Below are 16,334 nucleotides of genomic sequence, written 5' to 3' on the forward strand. Positions count from 1 at the left end.
ACGGCTCCGCGATCGGCGAATCCTTACAGGGTGGTGACGTGGCCGGGTGAATGGTCCGTCCAGCGCATACCGTGTGCGGCGTGAACTCCGTGACCCCCGCGGGACGCGTCCTGGTGGTCGACGACGACCCGACGGTGGCGGAGGTCGTCGCCCGCTACCTGGCCCGCGACGGGCACGAGGTGGTCTGCGTGGCCGACGGCCCGACCGCGCTGCGCCGGGCGCTCGACCAGCCGCCGGACCTGATCGTCCTCGACCTGATGCTGCCCGGCATGGACGGCCTGGAGGTGTGCCGCCGCCTCCGCGAGACCTCGGCCGTGCCGATCGTGATGCTGACGGCGCTCGGCGCGGAGACCGACCGGCTCGTCGGGCTGGAGACCGGCGCCGACGACTACGTGACGAAGCCGTTCAGCCCGCGCGAGCTGGCCCTGCGCGTGCGGTCGGTGCTGCGCCGGGCGCGCGGGGCGCTGGTCCCCGCCGTCCCGGCCGGGCCGCTGCGCGACGGCGACCTCGCGGTGGACGTCGGCGCGCACGAGGCGGAGCTGCGCGGCGAGCGGCTCGCGCTCACCTCCCGCGAGTTCGACCTGCTGGCGTTCCTGCTCCGGCACCCGCGGCAGGCGTTCACCCGCGACCAGCTGCTGGAACGGGTCTGGGACTGGACGTTCGGCGACTCGTCCACGGTGACCGTGCACGTCCGGCGGCTGCGCGAGAAGATCGAGGACGACCCGACCACCCCGCGCCGCATCGTCACCGTGTGGGGCGTCGGCTACCGGTACGAGCCCGCGGCGGACGAGGGCGCGGCGGGCGCGCCGTGATCCCCTTCGAGGATCTGCTGTGGGTCGTCTGGTACGCGGTGCTCGCCGCGTGCACGGTGGCGGCGGTGGCGCTCGCCGTCCTGTACGCGCTGCGCGGCCGCTCGGTCGCCACCCAGCTGATCGTCGTGGGCGTGGCGACGGTGCTGGCGACGATCTCCGGCATCATCGTGATCTCCTTCATGATGGTGCTGAACGACCATGACCGGGCGGTCGTGCTCGCGGTCGTGGCGTCCGCCGGCGTGGTCGCGATGGCGGTGTCGGTGCTGCTCGGACGCCGGCTGGTGGCCGCGAACCGCACGCTCGTCGAGGCCGTCCGCGCCGACCGGTTCCAGCCGCCGGCGGCGCGCCTTCCCGCCGAGCTGGCCGAGCTGTCCCGCGAGCTGGAGGCCGCCTACGACCGGCTGGCCGCGTCCCATGAGCGCGAGCAGGCCCTTGAGGCGAGCCGCCGCGAGCTGGTCGCCTGGGTGAGCCACGACCTGCGGACCCCGCTGGCCGGCCTGCGCGCGATGGCCGAGGCCCTGGAGGACGAGGTCGTCGCCGACGAGCACACCGTCCAGCGCTACCACGGCCGGATCCGCGTCGAGGTGGAGCGGCTCACGGAGATGGTGGACGACCTGTTCGAGCTGTCCCGGATCCACGCCGGCGCGCTGCGGCTGTCCCGCGAGCGCGTCGGCCTCGCGGACCTGGTCGCGGAGGCGGTCGCGGGCACCGAGGCGCTCGCCCGCGCGAAGGGCGTGCGGCTGCGCGGCGACGTCCGCGAGGGGCTGCCCGTCCAGGTGGACGCGGGGGAGCTGGGTCGCGCGCTGCGCAACCTCGTCGTGAACGCGATCCGGCACACCCCGGGCGACGGCGCCGTCGAGATCATCGGCGAGGTCGCCGACGGGGAGGCGCGGGTGACGGTCGCCGACGCGTGCGGCGGCATCCCCGAGGACGACCTGGCGCGCGTGTTCGACGTCGCGTTCCGCGGCGAGGCGGCCCGCACCCCGGGCGGCGGCGCCGGCCTCGGCCTCGCCATCGCCCGCGGCATCGTCGAGGCGCACGCGGGGCGGATCGGCGTCGCCAACGAGGGGCCCGGCTGCCGCTTCGAGGTCAGGCTCCCGCTGACCGCCGGCTAGGACGCCGCGCGGCCTCAGGTCTCCAGGGTCTCGGCGATCGTGCGGAAGGTGGGGCAGGGCCAGCGGGACATGCAGGCGCGGCAGCGGCGGATGGGCCGGTCGGGGTCGCTGGTGATGCCGCCGGACTCCTGCGGGCGGTGCAGGTCGAGAAGGCGGACGCCGAGGTCGGCGAACGCGATGACCTCCTCCCGGGCGCCGGCGAGGAAGGCGAGGTCCTCGCGGGACAGGCGCGTCCGGACGGGGACGAAGCCGTTCCGGTTCACCAGGCGGGACAGCAGCTGGGTGGACGTCCGCCACGAGCTGGACTTCGCCGAGCGGGTCCGGATCGCCTCCAGGCGTTCGCGGAGCCGGGTCTCTCTCGGATCGGCCTTCGATTGCACCCGCTCAGCCTCTCTCACTCGGGGGCCCCGTGAAGGGCGAACCGGGGAGATGGTCCGGGCGTGATCGCGCCCCGGAACGTCTGAAACCAGGACATCACGGTACGTAGTAACCAAAGCGTGCGGGGCTGGCAAGGCGGCGACACGCCCAGGAAACACCCACGGGGCAGGGGACTTGGCGAACTGCCTGGCCCACCGGCCGTTCGCGAGATAGTGTGCCGAACGTGGAGCTAAATGTCTCGACCGCGTCTCAAGGGGGTCACGCCGTCGTCACGGCGACCGGCGAGTTGGACCTGTACACCGCGCCCAGGCTGCAGGCGGCCCTCGCGGGGCTGCTGCGCGAGCAGGTCACCCGCGTCGTAGTCGACATGAGCGGCGTCGAGTTCTGCGACTCGACCGGCATGAACGTGCTGCTCTCGGCGATGAAGCGGCTCAAGGAGCAGGGCGGTGCGCTCGAACTCGCCGCCCCGCGCCCGGCCGTCAAGCGGATCCTGCAGGTCACCGGGCTCGACACCGTCTTCACCGTGACGAAGGCGGCACCGGTGCTGGACGCCGGCTGACCGTCCGACCCGACCGTCCGTTCCGTTCGACCCGTTCGTTCCGTCCGACCGCCCGACCTTTCCGTCCTCGACCATCCGCCCTTCGACCGGAGGCGGCCTGCGGGTGAACCCCGGGGGTCGCCGCGTCGGCGCGCGGGCAACGGTTCGCGGCGCCTTGCCGCCGCCCGCGCCGCCACCGGACTACCATCGCGATATGCAGGACGTAGCGGTGATCATCCCGGCCAAGGACGAAGCCGACCGCATCGCGGCCACCGTCAAGGCCGCCCAGGAACTGCCCGGCGCCGACCTCGTGGTGGTGGTCGACGACGGGTCGTCCGACGGCACCGGCCGGGTCGCGCGCGACGCCGGCGCCCGGGTCGTGCGGCACAGCCGCAACCGCGGCAAGGGCGCCGCGATGGAGACCGGCGCCGAGGCGGCGCGGCTGCTCGACGACGGCCGCGACCAGCCCCGCCACCTGCTCTTCCTCGACGCCGACCTCGCCGAGACCGCCCGCGAGGCCGCGCCGCTCGTCGCGCCCGTCCGGGCCGGCGACGCCGACATGACGATCGCGGTGTTCACCACGACGGTGAAGCTCGGCGGGCACGGCTTCGTCGTGCGGCTCTCGCGCGAGGGCATCCGCCGCGCCACCGGCTGGGAGCCGGACGCCCCCCTCAACGGCCAGCGCTGCCTGACCCGCGCCGCGTTCGACGCCGCGCTGCCGCTCGCCCCCGGGTTCGGCGTGGAGACCGCGCTCACCATCGACCTGCTGCGGCAGGGCTTCCGGGTGCGGGAGGTGGAGGTGCCGCTCGCGCACCGCGCCACCGGCACCGACTGGCGCGCGCAACTGCACCGCGGCCGGCAGTTCCGGGACGTCGCGAGAGCGCTCGCGGGCCGCGATCCGGCGGTGGCGCGGCGGCTGGACCGGCTGCGCGGCAGCCGCCCGTGACCCGTCTCGGGACGGGCGGGCTGTGGGGCATCGGGGCCGGCATCGCCTGCTTCCTCGGCACCGCCCTGCTGGGCCCGTCGGTGTTCGAGCCGGAACTGGAGGGCCGCGCGGGGCAGCCGCCGTGGGCGCTGGACGTCCACCCGTCGCCGTACCTGGTGATCGGCCTGGTCGTCGCGGGCATCGCGGCGAGCACCGCGGGCCTCGCGCTGTGCTTCGCCGCCGTCCGCAAGGGCTGGCGCGTGCGGGCGCTGCCGCTGGTCGCCGCCGGGCTGCTGGCGGCGGTCGCGTTCATGTGCATGCCGCCGGTCGGCTCCACCGACCACCTGAACTACGCGTCCTACGGGCGGATGGCGGCGACCGGCCACGACCCGTACGCGACGAGCGCCGAGGACCTCTCGCGCGACCCGGTCGCCGGGGCGCCCGAGGAGTGGCGGACGACGCCGTCGGTGTACGGGCCCATCGCGACCGGTGAGCAGGCGCTCGCCGCGTGGATCGGCGACGGCTCCGTCCGGCTGACGGTGTTCGTCATGTCGGTGGTGAACGTGCTCGCGTTCGCGCTGACGGCGCTGATCCTCTACCGGACGTCCAAGACCGAGGAGCGGCGGCTCCGCACCGCGCTGCTGTGGACGTGCAACCCGCTCGTGCTGTTCCATCTGGTCGCGGGCGCGCACAACGACGTCCTCGCGATCGCGCCGATGGTGGCCGCGCTCGCCGCGTTCGGGCAGCGGGCCGGATGGGTGCGCTCGCTCGCCGCCGGCGCCCTCGCCGGCGCCGGCGCCGCGATCAAGCTCCCCGCCGCGCTCGTCGCCGGCGGCCCCGCCTGGGCGCTGCTCCGCTCCGCGTGGACGGGCCGCAGGTGGCGGTCGATCGGCCACCTCGCCGCGCTGACCTGCGGCGCCGCGGCGGTCACCGTGGTCTCCTACCTCCTCGCCGGGCCGCACTCCCTCGACCAGGTCCGGGAGGCGAGCGACATGGTGTCGTTCGCGACGCCCTGGCACCTGCTGGACGAGTCGCTCGGGCGCGGCTCCCAGCGCGACATCATCAAGACGGGCGCGATGCTGCTCGGCCTGGTGCTGTTCGTGCTGCTCATCCGGGCCCTGCCCAAGGAGGGCGTCGAGGAGGACCGGCGCGTCGCCGCCGCCCTCGTCCTCGCGTGGCTGCTCGTCGCCCCCTACGCGCTGCCCTGGTACGACGGGTTCGGCTGGGCGGTCCTCGCGCTGCTCCCCTGGACCCGGATCGACTGGATCCTGCTCGCCCACACGGCCGCGCTCAGCCTCGCCTACCTGCCGGCCCGCGCGCCCGCCCGCATCCGGCTCCCGGACGACCTGGAGTGGCTGTTCACCGTCGTTCGGCCGACCGTTGTTCCGTGGACGCTTCTGGCGATTCTGGCCGCGCTGGTGGCGGCGTGTCTGCGTTCCTCAGATCGATCTCCAATGACCGGAGCCCGGCCGCGAGCATCAGCGGGGTCGCCAGGCTGAACGCCACCGACAGGATCACCACGCCGGAGTCGTTCACCAGCGTCCCGACGACGCCGACGGTCAGCGCGCAGATCAGCGCCGGGCGCATCGACCGGCTCTGCTTGTAGGCGCCCTGCAGCAGCGACACCCGCCACCGCGTCGGCCGCGCCAGCACGAAGAACAGGAACACGACGGCGGCGGCGATCGCGAGCGTGTACGGCCAGTACCCGAGGCTGTTCAGCATCGCGTTGAACTTGCGGGTGACGATGGCCCACGCGTCCCCGTCCATGAGGTCCTGCCAGAACCGGCCGAGGTGCGTCGGGTTGGCGCTCTGCGCGTTCAGGTAGGAGATGAACAGCACGATCACCGCGCCCGCCACGAAGAACGCGCCGAGCAGCGGCGCCGACACGCGCCGCCCGGTGACCATCAGCCCGAGCATCGCGAACGCCGGGACGATCGCGAGCACGCCGCCGAAGTCGCTGCCGAACGCGGGCAGGCCGTCCACCAGCATGGCCGCCACCCCGAGCACGGCGACGATCGCGACCGCGACGAGCTTGCGGCCCTGCCGCAGCGGATGCTCGGTCAGCCACGCGGCCGTCAGGATCGCGGCGACGGCGAACAGCGAGAACGCCTGGTTGCCGAAGCCGTAGAACCGGCCGGCGACCAGCGCCGTGTACCCCATCAGGGTGTTGAGCTGGAGGTTCGACCCGGTCATCACGTCCAGCGCGAGGACGGCCGCGGTCACCCCGGTGATGATCAGCGCGGGGGTCACCACGGACCGCCGCCACGGCCCGGCCAGCGCGACGCCCGTCAGCAGGCCCGCGAAGCCGAGCACGGTGCAGATCAGCACGGGCGTCGGATGGTCGGCACGCCACCACGGCAGCAGCCCGGCGAGGAACGACGCGCCCGGCACGGCCCCGCCCAGCAGCGCTATCACGCGGGTGCCGCCGAGTATCCGCGCCCTGGACCGCCGGTCGCCGCCGAGGCGCCGCAGCGCCACCACCGCGATCCCGTACAGGACGAGCTGCGTCGCGAACAGCACCCAGTAGAACGACGTCTGCACGTTGCGGATCGCCTGGGCGGCGACGTCCTCGTCCTCCAGCGCGTCGACCCGGTCCTGCGTGGACGCCTTCGACGGCTGCGACGTCCACGCCGACCCGACCGCCTGCTTCGGCTGCGGCAGCCCGAGCAGCTTCATCGTGGTCGCGGTGAGGTCGGTCAGCGTGACCAGGCCCTCCTGGCGGGTGGCGCTGGATGTCATGAAGCCCGGCCCGTAGCCGTCGCCCTTCGCGACGGCGACCCGCAGATGCGGGTTCACACCGGTGTCCGACAGCCCTGCCAGCAGGATCGTCGTGCCCTGCGGGACGCCCTTGACGACCTGCGCGACACGGCGGTCGGCAGCGGCGGCGGCGTCGGCGCGCTTGGCGTCCGACAGCGGGATCTGATCGCCCTTCGGGTCGACGCCCGCGTCGATGTAGGCCCGGAACAGGTCGTCCACGTCGACCGCGGCGAGCGGGCAGCGCGCCCAGTCGGCGGCGGTGACCTTGTCGGGGGAGGCGACGTAGCGGTCCACCCGGCCGCCGCCGTCGCCGGCGCCGAACACCGCGCCGGGCCCGACCGCCAGCGTGCAGCCGCCCGCCTCGTGGACGGCGTCGCCGAGCAGCCCGATCTCGGCGTGGTAGTTGGTGCCCGCGTTGTCGCTCTTGATGGCCGGCCAGCCGGCGGCGATCGCGCCGTCCGCGGGCGGCGGGCCGGTGGGGGAGGGCTGCCCCGGCAGGATCGGCGCGGCCGGCAGCGCGCAGTCGCCGTGCGGCAGCCGGGACCGCTGCCCCGCCGACAGCGTCAGCCAGCCGTCCGTGGGGCAGGTGTTGACCCGCGTCGTCCGGACGCTGAGGCCCGCGGCGGACCCGTCACCCGTCAGCTCCCACAGCGCCGGCGTGTTCTCCCTGGTGACGTCGCTCCACATGAGCCCGGGAACGCCGACGACCACGACCCGCCCAGTGGCGGCACCCGCACCGGCGAGCGCGCCCGCCTGGCCTTCGGCGAACGCGGGAGCCCAGCCGAGGACCCCGGTCACCACCATGCCGAGGGTCGCGAGGAACACAGCGATCTTGGTTCCCCGGCGCATCATGGCGTCAAGGCTACAAGAGCGCCAACACCGCGCAGGGGCCATATCCTGCGGCTGTGGACGGTCCCAGGGCGCATCAGGTCGGTGGCGGGCGGGGCTGGCGGTCGCGCCTGCCCTTTCTGCTCGCCGGTATCGCCGTCGCCGTGATCGCGGTCGTCCCGATCGCGTCCCGGTGGCTCAGCAATCCGCCCGACCAGCGGCTCGTCGACCTGGAGGTGTACCGGGAGGGCGGGCTCGCCGTGCTGCGCGGGGCGCCGCTGTACGAGTTCCTCACCCAGCCGCCGCAGCTGCTGCCGTTCACCTACCCGCCGTTCGCCGCCGCGCTCGCCGTGCCGTTCACCCTGATGTCCTGGCCGGTCGCGCAGTGGATCTGGGTCGTGCTGATCTACGTCGCGCTGGCGATCGTGGTGTGGTTCGCGTTCCGCGACCTCATCCGCCGGACCGGGCGCTGGGCGCCGCTCACGGCCGGCGTCCTGTTCGCCGCGATGGCCTGGCTCGACCCCGTCCGCGACCAGGTCCGGTTCGGGCAGGTCGGGCTGTTCCTGCTCGCCATGTGCCTCGCCGACTGCTGCGCCCGCACGCCCCGCTGGCCGCGCGGCGCGCTGGTCGGGCTGGCCGTCGCGATCAAGCTGGTGCCGGGCGTCTTCCTCATCTACTTCCTGCTCACCGGGCGGCGGGACGCGCTGGTCAACGCGGTGCTGACCGCCGCCGCCGCGACGCTCGGCGGGTTCATGCTGCTGCCCGCCGACTCGTCCGCCTACTGGTTCGGCGCGCTGCTGCAGGGCGGCGACCGGACGGGCGCGGTCGACGGCACCACCAACCAGGCGGTGCAGGGGATCGTCGCGCGGATCTTCGACGAGGGGCCGGTCCGGACGGCGGTGTGGCTCGTCCTTGCGCTGGCCGTCGCCTACTTCGGCTTCCGGTGGGCCCGCCGCGCCACCCTCGCCGCCGACGAGCTGACCGGGCCCGCCGCCTCCAGCCTGCTGCTCGCCGGTGTCGCGATCACCGGGCTGCTGTCGGTGATGCTGTCCCCGGTGGGTTGGATCCACCACCTTGTCTGGATGATCGCGGTCATTGGGGCTTTGGCCGGTGATGGACGGGACACGCGAAGATGTCTGTTCGCGGGCGCCGTGTGGCTGCTGTTCCTGTGGCCGCTCCCCTGGTGGGGACGTGCGTGGATCGGCCCGGAACACTCCGTCATAGCGGAATTCGCAGGCCAGGTCCTGCGCGATTCGTTCGGAATCGCGGCGCTCGCCGCCATGGCGCTCCTCGGCGGCTGGCTGGTGAACCGGCTGAAACCGGACGCTGCCCTGGAGGATCCTTCGCAACCGGAGGTCGAGGTGGGTACGCTCGCCCCGTGATGCTAGTCGCGGTGGCCGTCGCGGGCCTGGTCGCCGGTGTTGCGGGCCTCTCCATCGCGGTGGTCGCGCACAACCGGGTCAACCAGGTCGTCGACGAGTGCGGGGAAATGCTCAGGCGCCAGCTCCAGGTCGCCAGCGGATCGGTGGACGAGCGCGCCCTGCGCGACCTCGCCATCGTCCACTACGACGCCCTGAAGGAGATGTCCGGGCACCGGTCGTTCTCCCTCGCGCTGATCAACGCGGTCGGCGACGGCGTCGTCGTCAGCTCCATCAACGGGCGCACCGAGACCCGCACCTACGCCAAGGTCGTGCAGGCCGGGCACCCGGTGGAGATGCTGTCCCCCGAGGAGAGCCACGCCCTGCGCGCGGCCCGGCTCGGCAAGGGCCCGGTCGTCTCGATGGACGACCCGCTGCCCGACTTCGGCGGCGGCGAGCGCACCTCGGCGCGCGCCTGACGCCAGGCTCCCGGCCGCCTGACGCCGAGGCTCCGCCCGGCGGGAAGTAGACTCGGGTACTCCACCAACACCATTCGCCCCGGGGGACCCGTGACCGCAGACGACAGGACAGCGCGCTACGCCTACCTGGGTCCGCAGGGCACGTTCACCGAGGCGGCGCTGCTCACCCTCCCCGGCGCCGCCGGCGCCGAGCACCTCCCGTACGCGACCGTCCCGGCCGTCCTGGAGGCCCTGCGCACCGGCGCGGCCGACACGGCGGTCGTCGCGCTGGAGAACTCCGTCGAGGGCTCCGTCCCCACCACGCTGGACGAGCTGGCCACCGGCGAGCCCCTGCAGATCGTCGGCGAGATCCATCTGCCGGTGTCGTTCGCGCTGCTCGTCCGGCCCGGCACCGCGATCGACGACATCAAGACCGTCGCGTCCCACCCGATCGCGCAGCCGCAGTGCCGCCGCTGGCTGCTGGAGCACGTCCCGGACGCCGAGTGGCGCGCCGCCACGTCCAACGCCGAGGCCGCCCAGCGCGTCGCCGACGGCCACTACGACGCCGCGCTCGCCGGCTCGTTCGCCGCGGCCCGCTACGGCCTGTCGATCCTCGCCGAGGACATCCACGACGTCGCCGACGCCGTCACCCGCTTCGTCGTCCTGCACCGCCCGTGCCCGCCGCCCGCCGCGACCGGCACCGACAAGACGACCGTCGTCGCCTTCATCGGCGAGGACCACCCGGGCGCCCTGCTGGAGATCCTCACCGAGTTCTCCATGCGCGGCATCAACCTGACGCTGATCCAGTCGCGCCCGACCGGCGCCGGTCTCGGCTCCTACCTGTTCTGGATGGACTTCGAGGGCCACGTCTCCGACGCCCGCGTGGGCGAGGCGCTGATGGGCCTGCGCCGCGTCTGCGCCGACCTCCGCTTCGTCGGCTCCTACCCCCGCGCCGACAGCGTCGGCCCCGAGATCCGGCGCGGCACCCACGACACCGACTTCACCGAGGCGGCCGACTGGCTCACCTCGATCCGCACCGGCCGTCCGAGCTGAAACAGATTCGGCCCTTCGCGTGTTGCAAGCGGGTGAACCTCTAACCGAAGGGTTGCCCCGTGCGCGTTGAGATCTGGTCCGATGTCGTCTGCCCCTGGTGCTACATCGGGAAGCGTCATTTCGAGAAGGCCCTCGAAGGGTTCGAGCACCGCGACCAGGTAGAGGTGGTGCACCGGTCGTTCCAGCTCGACCCGACGTTCCCGCCCGGTGAGACCGTCGAGGTGGCAGGCATGCTGGCGGAGAAGTACGGCATGACGCGCGAGCAGGCCGTCGAGATGAACCGGCAGATGGAGGAGCGCGCCGCCGGGGTCGGCCTGGAGTACCACCTGGAGGGCGGCCGCGCGGGCAACACCGTGGACGCGCACCGGCTCGTCCACCTCGCGGCGAAGCAGGGCATCCAGGACGAGGTCGTCGAGGCCCTCTACAAGGCGCACTTCACCGACCGCCGCTCGGTGTTCGACCGCGACTCCCTGGTGCAGGTCGTCGCGGAGGCGGGCCTGGACGCCGACGCCGCCCGCGAGGCGCTCGCCACCGGCGCGTTCACCGCCGACGTGGAGGCCGACCAGCGCGAGGCCGCCGCCCTCGGCGCGACGGGCGTGCCGTTCTTCGTCCTCGACCGCCGCTACGGCGTCTCCGGCGCCCAGCCGCCCGAGGCGTTCACGGAGGCCCTGAACCGCGCCTGGACGGACGCCAACCCCGCCCTCACCACCATCGGCGGCGACGCGGAAGCCTGCACCGACGACACCTGCGCCGTCCCCCCGCGCCAGCACTGACCCCGCTCGGGGGCCTTCGTGATCATTTCGTGCCGGAATTCTCGGTTTTCGTGGTAAACCGGCCGAATGTGAAGTGCGTCTCCTCCATGCACCTTGGATCATGGAGGCCCCGTGCGCCGATCGTCAGCCCTGCTCGCCACCGCCGCCCTCGCGGCATCGGTCCTGCTCGTCCCCGCGACCGCCGCCCGGGCGGACCCCACGGACGCCGTCCTGACGCTCGACTTCGACAGGCTGGCCAAGGACCGTGTCGTGAAGTTCACGCTGAAGGCACAGTCGGAGAGCGCCATCACCGGCGTGCAGGCGAAGATGCACTACCTGACTCCCGACGCGGAGCCGTACGCCACGGTGGACCTCGAACGCGCGGAGGGCACCGGGCACGACGGTGTCTGGACGGGGGAGTTCCGTCCCGACATCGACGCCCGCCCTGGCCTGACTCGCGTGGAGGTGGTGATGACCAGGGAAGACGGCGCCACCGTGACGCGGAACAACGGCTTCTACGATTGCTATACGACGACCGTCGTCGATTTCGCCAACGCGCCGGACGTCATCGACTTCGATCACTCGAAGGTGACGATGCGCGGCAAGGTCATGGTGCAGAGGTACCGCGAAGCCGCGCCGGAACCGGCGGCGGGCGCCAAGGTCGCCACACGGAGCGCGGACGACTCCGTGACAACGGGCGAGGACGGCTCCTTCTCCCTGACGACGAGTGGTGATCATGCTCCCAGCGTGAACGTTCCCCGACAGGGGCAGCTCTGCGCCGCGTTCCACATCGCCTCGGTCACCGTGCAGCAGCAGGCCACGCAGATCACGGCGAAGATGACACCGGCGACGGCGGTGGCGCCGTACACCGAGATGACCGTGGAGGGCAGGCTCGTCCGCCAGAGTTCCGCAGGACCGGTTCCCCTGGCCGATGCCGAGGTCCGGGTCCATGTGCCCGCCGAGGTGGTCGACTCCCATCCCCGATCCGTGCGGACGTCGGCGGACGGCACCTTCCGGACGTACTTCAAGGCCGGCCGGAATGCCGGAGCGTCGGCAACCGTGGTCGCCAACTACTACGGCACGGGCTTCCTCACCGGCAGCCAGAGCGATGTCGGCACGCTGAACGTCCGGAACATCCCTGTGCTCAGCGGATTCAACCCGGGGCCGGAGCCCCTCCCCTACGGCGATGGGATCCTCGCGCACGGCACGCTGGCCTTCCAGCCCTTCTACGACGACGACGCGAAGCTGCCGGTGTACCTGGAGTTCTCCCCCGACGGCAAGACATGGACGGTCTTCCAGAGCCGGACCCTGGACGAGCCGGGAAGCTTCTACTTCAACGACGACAAGCTCGTGAAGCAGGATGGTTACTGGCGCGTCCGCTACCCGGGCAACGAGCGGAACGCGCCCCTGATCAGCTGGGTCGACTACATCGACGTCAAGTACCGGACGTACATGTACAACTTCAACGCCTCGCCGGAGCCGGTGAGCAAGGGGAAGACCATCACGGTCAAGGGGCTGCTGTACCGCTTCCGGGACACGGTGGACCCTGGCCCCGGTGCGAAGATCTCCGTCTACTTCAAGGCCAGCGGCACGTCCACGTGGAAGTGGATGGCCGACACCAAGACGGGAAGCGACGGGTGGTTCCGGAAGACGTTCACCGCGTCCAAGGACGGCACGTGGATGGCGAAGTACCCGGGGAGCAGCACCTACATCGCCTCCAACGCGCCTACCGACTACGTGGACGTGCGCTGACGTAGGCTGCCCTGGTGGCCAAGGACTTCGATCTCTACGAGCGGGAGCTGTGGGCCGGGCGGGGCCCCGCGTACGAGCGGGGGTTCGCCCGGCTCACCCGCTACCTGGTCGGTCCGCTGCTGGACGCGGCCGGGGTGACCGGCGGGACGCGGTTCCTCGACGTCGGGACGGGCCCCGGGTTCGTCGCGCGGGAGGCGACCCGGCGCGGTGCCGAGGTGTCGGCGGTGGACGCCGAGGCGAGCATGGCGGAGGCGGCCGGGCGGAACGTGCCCGGACTGGACGTGCGGGTCGCCGTCCTGCCGGACGTGCCGTTCGGCGACGGGACGTTCGACGCGGTCGCCGGCAACTTCGTCATCAACCACGTGAGCGACCCCGCCGCGGCGATCGGCGAGCTGCGGCGGGTGCTGCGGCCGGGCGGGCGGCTGGCGCTGAGCTGCTGGGTGATGCCGGGCAGCGGGGCCCTCGGGATCGTCCGGGAGGCGATCGAGCAGGCCGGGGTGCCGTGGCCGGACGACATCCCCGAGTCGCCGTTCATGGAGTACGGGGAGGCGGCGCCGTTCCGGCGGCTGGTGACGGAGGCCGGCGTCGCCGAGGTCGCCGTCGAGGAGGTGACCTGGGAGCACGTCGTCGACCCCGAGGAGTGGTGGGAGACGGGCGCGCTGTCCAAGGTCGGCACGAACGGCGTCATCGTCGGGCGGCAGGACGCGCAGACCGTCGCCCGGATCAAGGACGCCTACGACACGATCATCGCCGACTACGGGGTGGACGGCGGCAAGGTCGCGCTGCCCGCGCACGCGCTGCTGGCGAGCGGCGTCCGGTAGAAGCGCCGTTATGCGCGCGCGGACGCGGGGCCCGTACCGGTAGCCTCGGGTCTGTGATTGACCTGCGAGCTCTTCGAGAGGATCCGGAGCGGCTGCGCGCGTCGCAGCGCGCCCGCGGTGAGGATGGCGCCGTCGTCGACCGGCTGCTCGACCTGGACGGGAGGCGCCGTTCCGCGCTGACCTCGTTCGAGCAGCTCAGGGCGGAGCAGAAGAGTTTCGGCAAGTCGGTGTCCAGGGCGAAGGGCGAGGAGCGCGACGCGCTGCTCGTCCGCGCGAAGGAGCTGGCGCAGCAGGTCAAGGAGCGGGAGGCGGAGGCCGACCGGCTCGGCGAGGAGCTCGACGCGCTGCTGAAGGGCGTCCCGAACCTCATCGAGGAGGGCGCCCCGCCCGGCGGCGAGCAGGACTTCGTCGTCCTGGAGCACATCGGCGAGCCCCCCGAGTTCGACTTCGAGCCGAAGGACCACCTGGAGCTCGGCGAGCGCCTCGGCGCCATCGACATGGAGCGCGGCGCGAAGGTGTCCGGCGCGCGGTTCTACTACCTGACGGGCGTCGGCGCGCGGCTCCAGTACGCGCTGCTGAACCTCGCCATGGAGACGGCCGTGGCGAACGGGTTCGTCCCGATGTACCCGCCGGTGCTGGTGAAGCCGGAGGCGATGGAGGGCACCGGGTTCCTCGGCGCGCACTCCGCCGAGGTGTACCGGCTGCCGGACGACGACCTGTACCTGGTCGGGACGTCGGAGGTCCCGCTCGCCGCGTACCACATGAACGAGATCATCGACGAGCTGCCGCGGCGGTACGTGGCGTGGTCGTCGTGCTTCCGCCGCGAGGCCGGCTCCTACGGCAAGGACACGCGCGGCATCATCCGCGTCCACCAGTTCGACAAGGTGGAGATGTTCTCCTACTGCGACCCGGCCGACGCGCACGCCGAGCACCTGCGGCTGCTGGACTGGGAGAAGGACATGCTCGCCAAGGTCGAGCTCCCGTACCGGGTGATCGACGTCGCGGCGGGCGACCTCGGCTCCAGTGCGGCCCGCAAGTACGACTGCGAGGCGTGGGTGCCGACGCAGCAGACCTACCGCGAGGTCACCTCGACGTCCAACTGCACCGAGTTCCAGGCGCGGCGGCTGTCGGTCCGGCACCGCGACGCGGACGGGAGGAACCAGCCGGTCGCGACGCTGAACGGCACGCTGGCGACGACCCGGTGGATGGTCGCGATCCTGGAGAACCACCAGCGGGCGGACGGGTCGGTGCGGGTGCCGGAGGCGCTGCGCAAGTTCCTCGGGCAGGACGTCCTGGAGCCGGTCAAGCGCTGACCCTCGGGCGTCCGGCGTCGGTGGCGTCGCCTATGGTTTGTGGCATCTGCCCTGGAAGGTGACATGAGCCAGTCTTCGCCGCGCGTGATCGCGACCGACCTCGACGGCACGATCGTGCGCTCCGACGGCACGATCTCCGCCCGGACCGTCGACGCCCTGGCCCGGGTCGAGCGGGCCGGGGCGATGCTCGTCATGGTCACCGGCCGGCCGCCGCGCTGGATGACCGACGTCGCCGCGGCCGTCGACCACCACGGCGTCGCGATCTGCGCGAACGGCGCCGTGGTCTACGACCTGCACACCGAGACCGTCCTGGAGGCGCGGGAGATCCCGCCGGAGGTGATCGCGGAGGCGGTCGGGCGGCTGCGCGGCATCGCGCCCGAGCTGCAGTTCGCGGTGGAGCACCCGACCGGGTTCTACTTCGAGGACAGCTACCACCTGGGCCGCTGGGACGTGGAGGCGCTCGGCGGCCGCCGGGTGGACGCCGCGGAGCTGGTCACCAGGCCCGGCACCAAGCTGCTCGCCTTCCACCCGGACGCCGATCCCGACACGCTGTCGGAGAAGGCGGTGCAGGCGGTGGGCGACATCGTCACGGTGACGCACTCGTCCGGGCGGGGGCTGCTGGAGATGAGCGCGCTCGGCGTCACCAAGGCCAGCGCGCTCGCCGCGCTGTGCACCGAGCACGGGTTCACCGCGGGCGACGTCGTCGCGTTCGGCGACATGCCCAACGACCTGCCGATGCTCACCTGGGCGGGCGCGTCCTACGGCGTCGGCAACGCGCACCCGCTGGTGCTGGCCGCCGTGACGCACACGACGTCCCGCAACGACGACGACGGCGTGGCCGAAGTCCTGGAGCGCCTGTTCCCGTAGTGGACGGCCGCACCCTCGCCGGAGGGTGCGGCCTGAGCCTCCCGGTCGGGGCTCCTACAGGTAGGGGCCGGACGAGTGGTGGCGGGACTGCGGCTCCTCCTCGGCGCCGGGCGGCACCATGCCGGCGGGCAGCGCGCGGCGCATCTGCTCGAGCTGCGCCCGCGCCGCCATCTGCTGCGCGAACAGCGTCGTCTGGATGCCGTGGAACAGGCCCTCCAGCCAGCCGACGAGCTGCGCCTGCGCGATCCGCAGCTCGCCCTCGCTCGGCACCGATCCCTCGGCGAACGGCAGCGACAGCCGCTCCAGCTCCTCGACCAGCTCGGGGGCGAGGCCGTCCTCCAGCTCCTTGATGGACGACTTGTGGATCTCCCGCAGCCGGGCCCGGCTCGCCTCGTCCAGCGGGGCCGCCTTGACCTCCTCCAGGAGCTGCCGGATCATCCCGCCGATCCGCATGACCTTCGCGGGCTGCTCGACCATCTCGGTGACCGACTTGCCCTCGGACTCGCCCTCGCCCGTGCTCTCCATGGCGATGCCGTTGGGGCCGACCACGAGCACCTGCGGTTCCTGTTCAGACTGGTTCTTCGAAGGCTCGCTCATAAACATCACA

15 protein-coding genes and 1 pseudogene are annotated in these 16,334 nt (G+C 72.7%); 13 read left to right on the plus strand and 3 right to left on the minus strand.

Features of this window, described 5'->3' with window-relative positions; genetic code table 11:
* The first annotated feature begins 89 nt into the window (after nucleotides 1–89).
* Both HUT06_RS00870 and HUT06_RS00875 read left to right on the plus strand, forming a co-directional pair.
* Complete coding sequence (locus HUT06_RS00870; RefSeq protein ID WP_254715713.1) at nucleotides 90–812, plus strand: response regulator transcription factor; 723 nt, start codon at nucleotides 90–92, stop codon at nucleotides 810–812.
* A complete protein-coding gene (locus tag HUT06_RS00875; protein ID WP_254714904.1) occupies nucleotides 809–1,927 on the plus strand; it encodes a sensor histidine kinase KdpD in 1,119 nt (372 codons plus the stop codon). Before HUT06_RS00870 ends, HUT06_RS00875 begins: the two co-directional genes overlap by 4 nt.
* 14 nt (nucleotides 1,928–1,941) lie before the next feature.
* Here the strand turns inward: HUT06_RS00875 and HUT06_RS00880 are convergent, their stop codons facing one another.
* Entirely contained in the window at nucleotides 1,942–2,307 is a 366-nt protein-coding gene (locus HUT06_RS00880) for a hypothetical protein (protein WP_176193929.1), read from the minus strand.
* A gap of 221 nt (nucleotides 2,308–2,528) precedes the next feature.
* On the opposite strand from HUT06_RS00880, the gene HUT06_RS00885 reads away from it, so the two are divergent.
* From HUT06_RS00885 to mptB, 3 genes and pseudogenes are all read left to right on the plus strand, one after another.
* Entirely contained in the window at nucleotides 2,529–2,864 is a 336-nt protein-coding gene (locus tag HUT06_RS00885) for an STAS domain-containing protein (protein WP_176193930.1), read from the plus strand.
* Nucleotides 2,865–3,057: 193 nt separating this feature from the next.
* On the plus strand, nucleotides 3,058–3,789 hold the full coding sequence (locus HUT06_RS00890; protein ID WP_176193931.1) for a glycosyltransferase family 2 protein: 732 nt from the start codon (nucleotides 3,058–3,060) through the stop codon (nucleotides 3,787–3,789).
* Between the two features lie 296 nt (nucleotides 3,790–4,085).
* Nucleotides 4,086–4,487 (plus strand): annotated as a pseudogene (gene mptB / locus HUT06_RS44260) (polyprenol phosphomannose-dependent alpha 1,6 mannosyltransferase MptB); the annotation flags it as partial.
* 640 nt (nucleotides 4,488–5,127) lie between these two features.
* On the opposite strand, the gene HUT06_RS44265 reads toward mptB, so the two are convergent.
* On the minus strand, nucleotides 5,128–7,377 hold the full coding sequence (locus tag HUT06_RS44265) for a hypothetical protein (RefSeq protein WP_254714905.1): 2,250 nt from the start codon (nucleotides 7,375–7,377) through the stop codon (nucleotides 5,128–5,130).
* Nucleotides 7,378–7,430: 53 nt separating this feature from the next.
* Between HUT06_RS44265 and HUT06_RS00900 the strand changes: the two genes are divergently transcribed.
* From HUT06_RS00900 to HUT06_RS00935, 8 genes are all read left to right on the plus strand, one after another.
* Nucleotides 7,431–8,735 carry a glycosyltransferase 87 family protein gene (locus HUT06_RS00900; RefSeq protein WP_254714906.1) on the plus strand — a complete coding sequence of 435 codons (1,305 nt, stop codon included), beginning with the start codon at nucleotides 7,431–7,433 and terminating at the stop codon, nucleotides 8,733–8,735.
* Nucleotides 8,735–9,190 (plus strand): DUF4446 family protein, encoded by a 456-nt coding sequence (locus HUT06_RS00905; protein ID WP_138636692.1) that lies wholly within the window; start codon nucleotides 8,735–8,737, stop codon nucleotides 9,188–9,190. Before HUT06_RS00900 ends, HUT06_RS00905 begins: the two co-directional genes overlap by 1 nt.
* Nucleotides 9,191–9,280: 90 nt before the next feature.
* The gene (gene pheA, locus HUT06_RS00910) at nucleotides 9,281–10,222 is read left to right on the plus strand and encodes a prephenate dehydratase (RefSeq protein ID WP_176193933.1); all 942 of its coding nucleotides are present in this window, start codon (nucleotides 9,281–9,283) and stop codon (nucleotides 10,220–10,222) included.
* 59 nt (nucleotides 10,223–10,281) lie between these two features.
* Entirely contained in the window at nucleotides 10,282–10,995 is a 714-nt protein-coding gene (locus HUT06_RS00915) for a DsbA family oxidoreductase (RefSeq protein WP_176193934.1), read from the plus strand.
* Between the two features lie 111 nt (nucleotides 10,996–11,106).
* Nucleotides 11,107–12,726, plus strand: a complete 1,620-nt coding sequence (locus HUT06_RS00920; RefSeq protein WP_176193935.1) for a hypothetical protein — start codon at nucleotides 11,107–11,109, stop codon at nucleotides 12,724–12,726.
* 14 nt (nucleotides 12,727–12,740) lie between these two features.
* Nucleotides 12,741–13,547 carry a class I SAM-dependent methyltransferase gene (locus HUT06_RS00925; RefSeq protein ID WP_176193936.1) on the plus strand — a complete coding sequence of 269 codons (807 nt, stop codon included), beginning with the start codon at nucleotides 12,741–12,743 and terminating at the stop codon, nucleotides 13,545–13,547.
* Nucleotides 13,548–13,600: 53 nt separating this feature from the next.
* Entirely contained in the window at nucleotides 13,601–14,860 is a 1,260-nt protein-coding gene (serS, locus tag HUT06_RS00930) for a serine--tRNA ligase (RefSeq protein ID WP_176193937.1), read from the plus strand.
* A 63-nt stretch (nucleotides 14,861–14,923) separates the two neighbouring features.
* Entirely contained in the window at nucleotides 14,924–15,727 is an 804-nt protein-coding gene (locus tag HUT06_RS00935) for a Cof-type HAD-IIB family hydrolase (RefSeq protein WP_176193938.1), read from the plus strand.
* Between the two features lie 54 nt (nucleotides 15,728–15,781).
* Here HUT06_RS00935 and HUT06_RS00940 read toward each other — a convergent pair whose 3' ends face one another.
* Complete coding sequence (locus HUT06_RS00940) at nucleotides 15,782–16,324, minus strand: bacterial proteasome activator family protein (RefSeq protein WP_176193939.1); 543 nt, start codon at nucleotides 16,322–16,324, stop codon at nucleotides 15,782–15,784.
* Between the last annotated feature and the right edge of the window lie 10 nt (nucleotides 16,325–16,334).

It is taken from the genome of Actinomadura sp. NAK00032 (assembly GCF_013364275.1).
Lineage (GTDB): Bacteria > Actinomycetota > Actinomycetes > Streptosporangiales > Streptosporangiaceae > Spirillospora.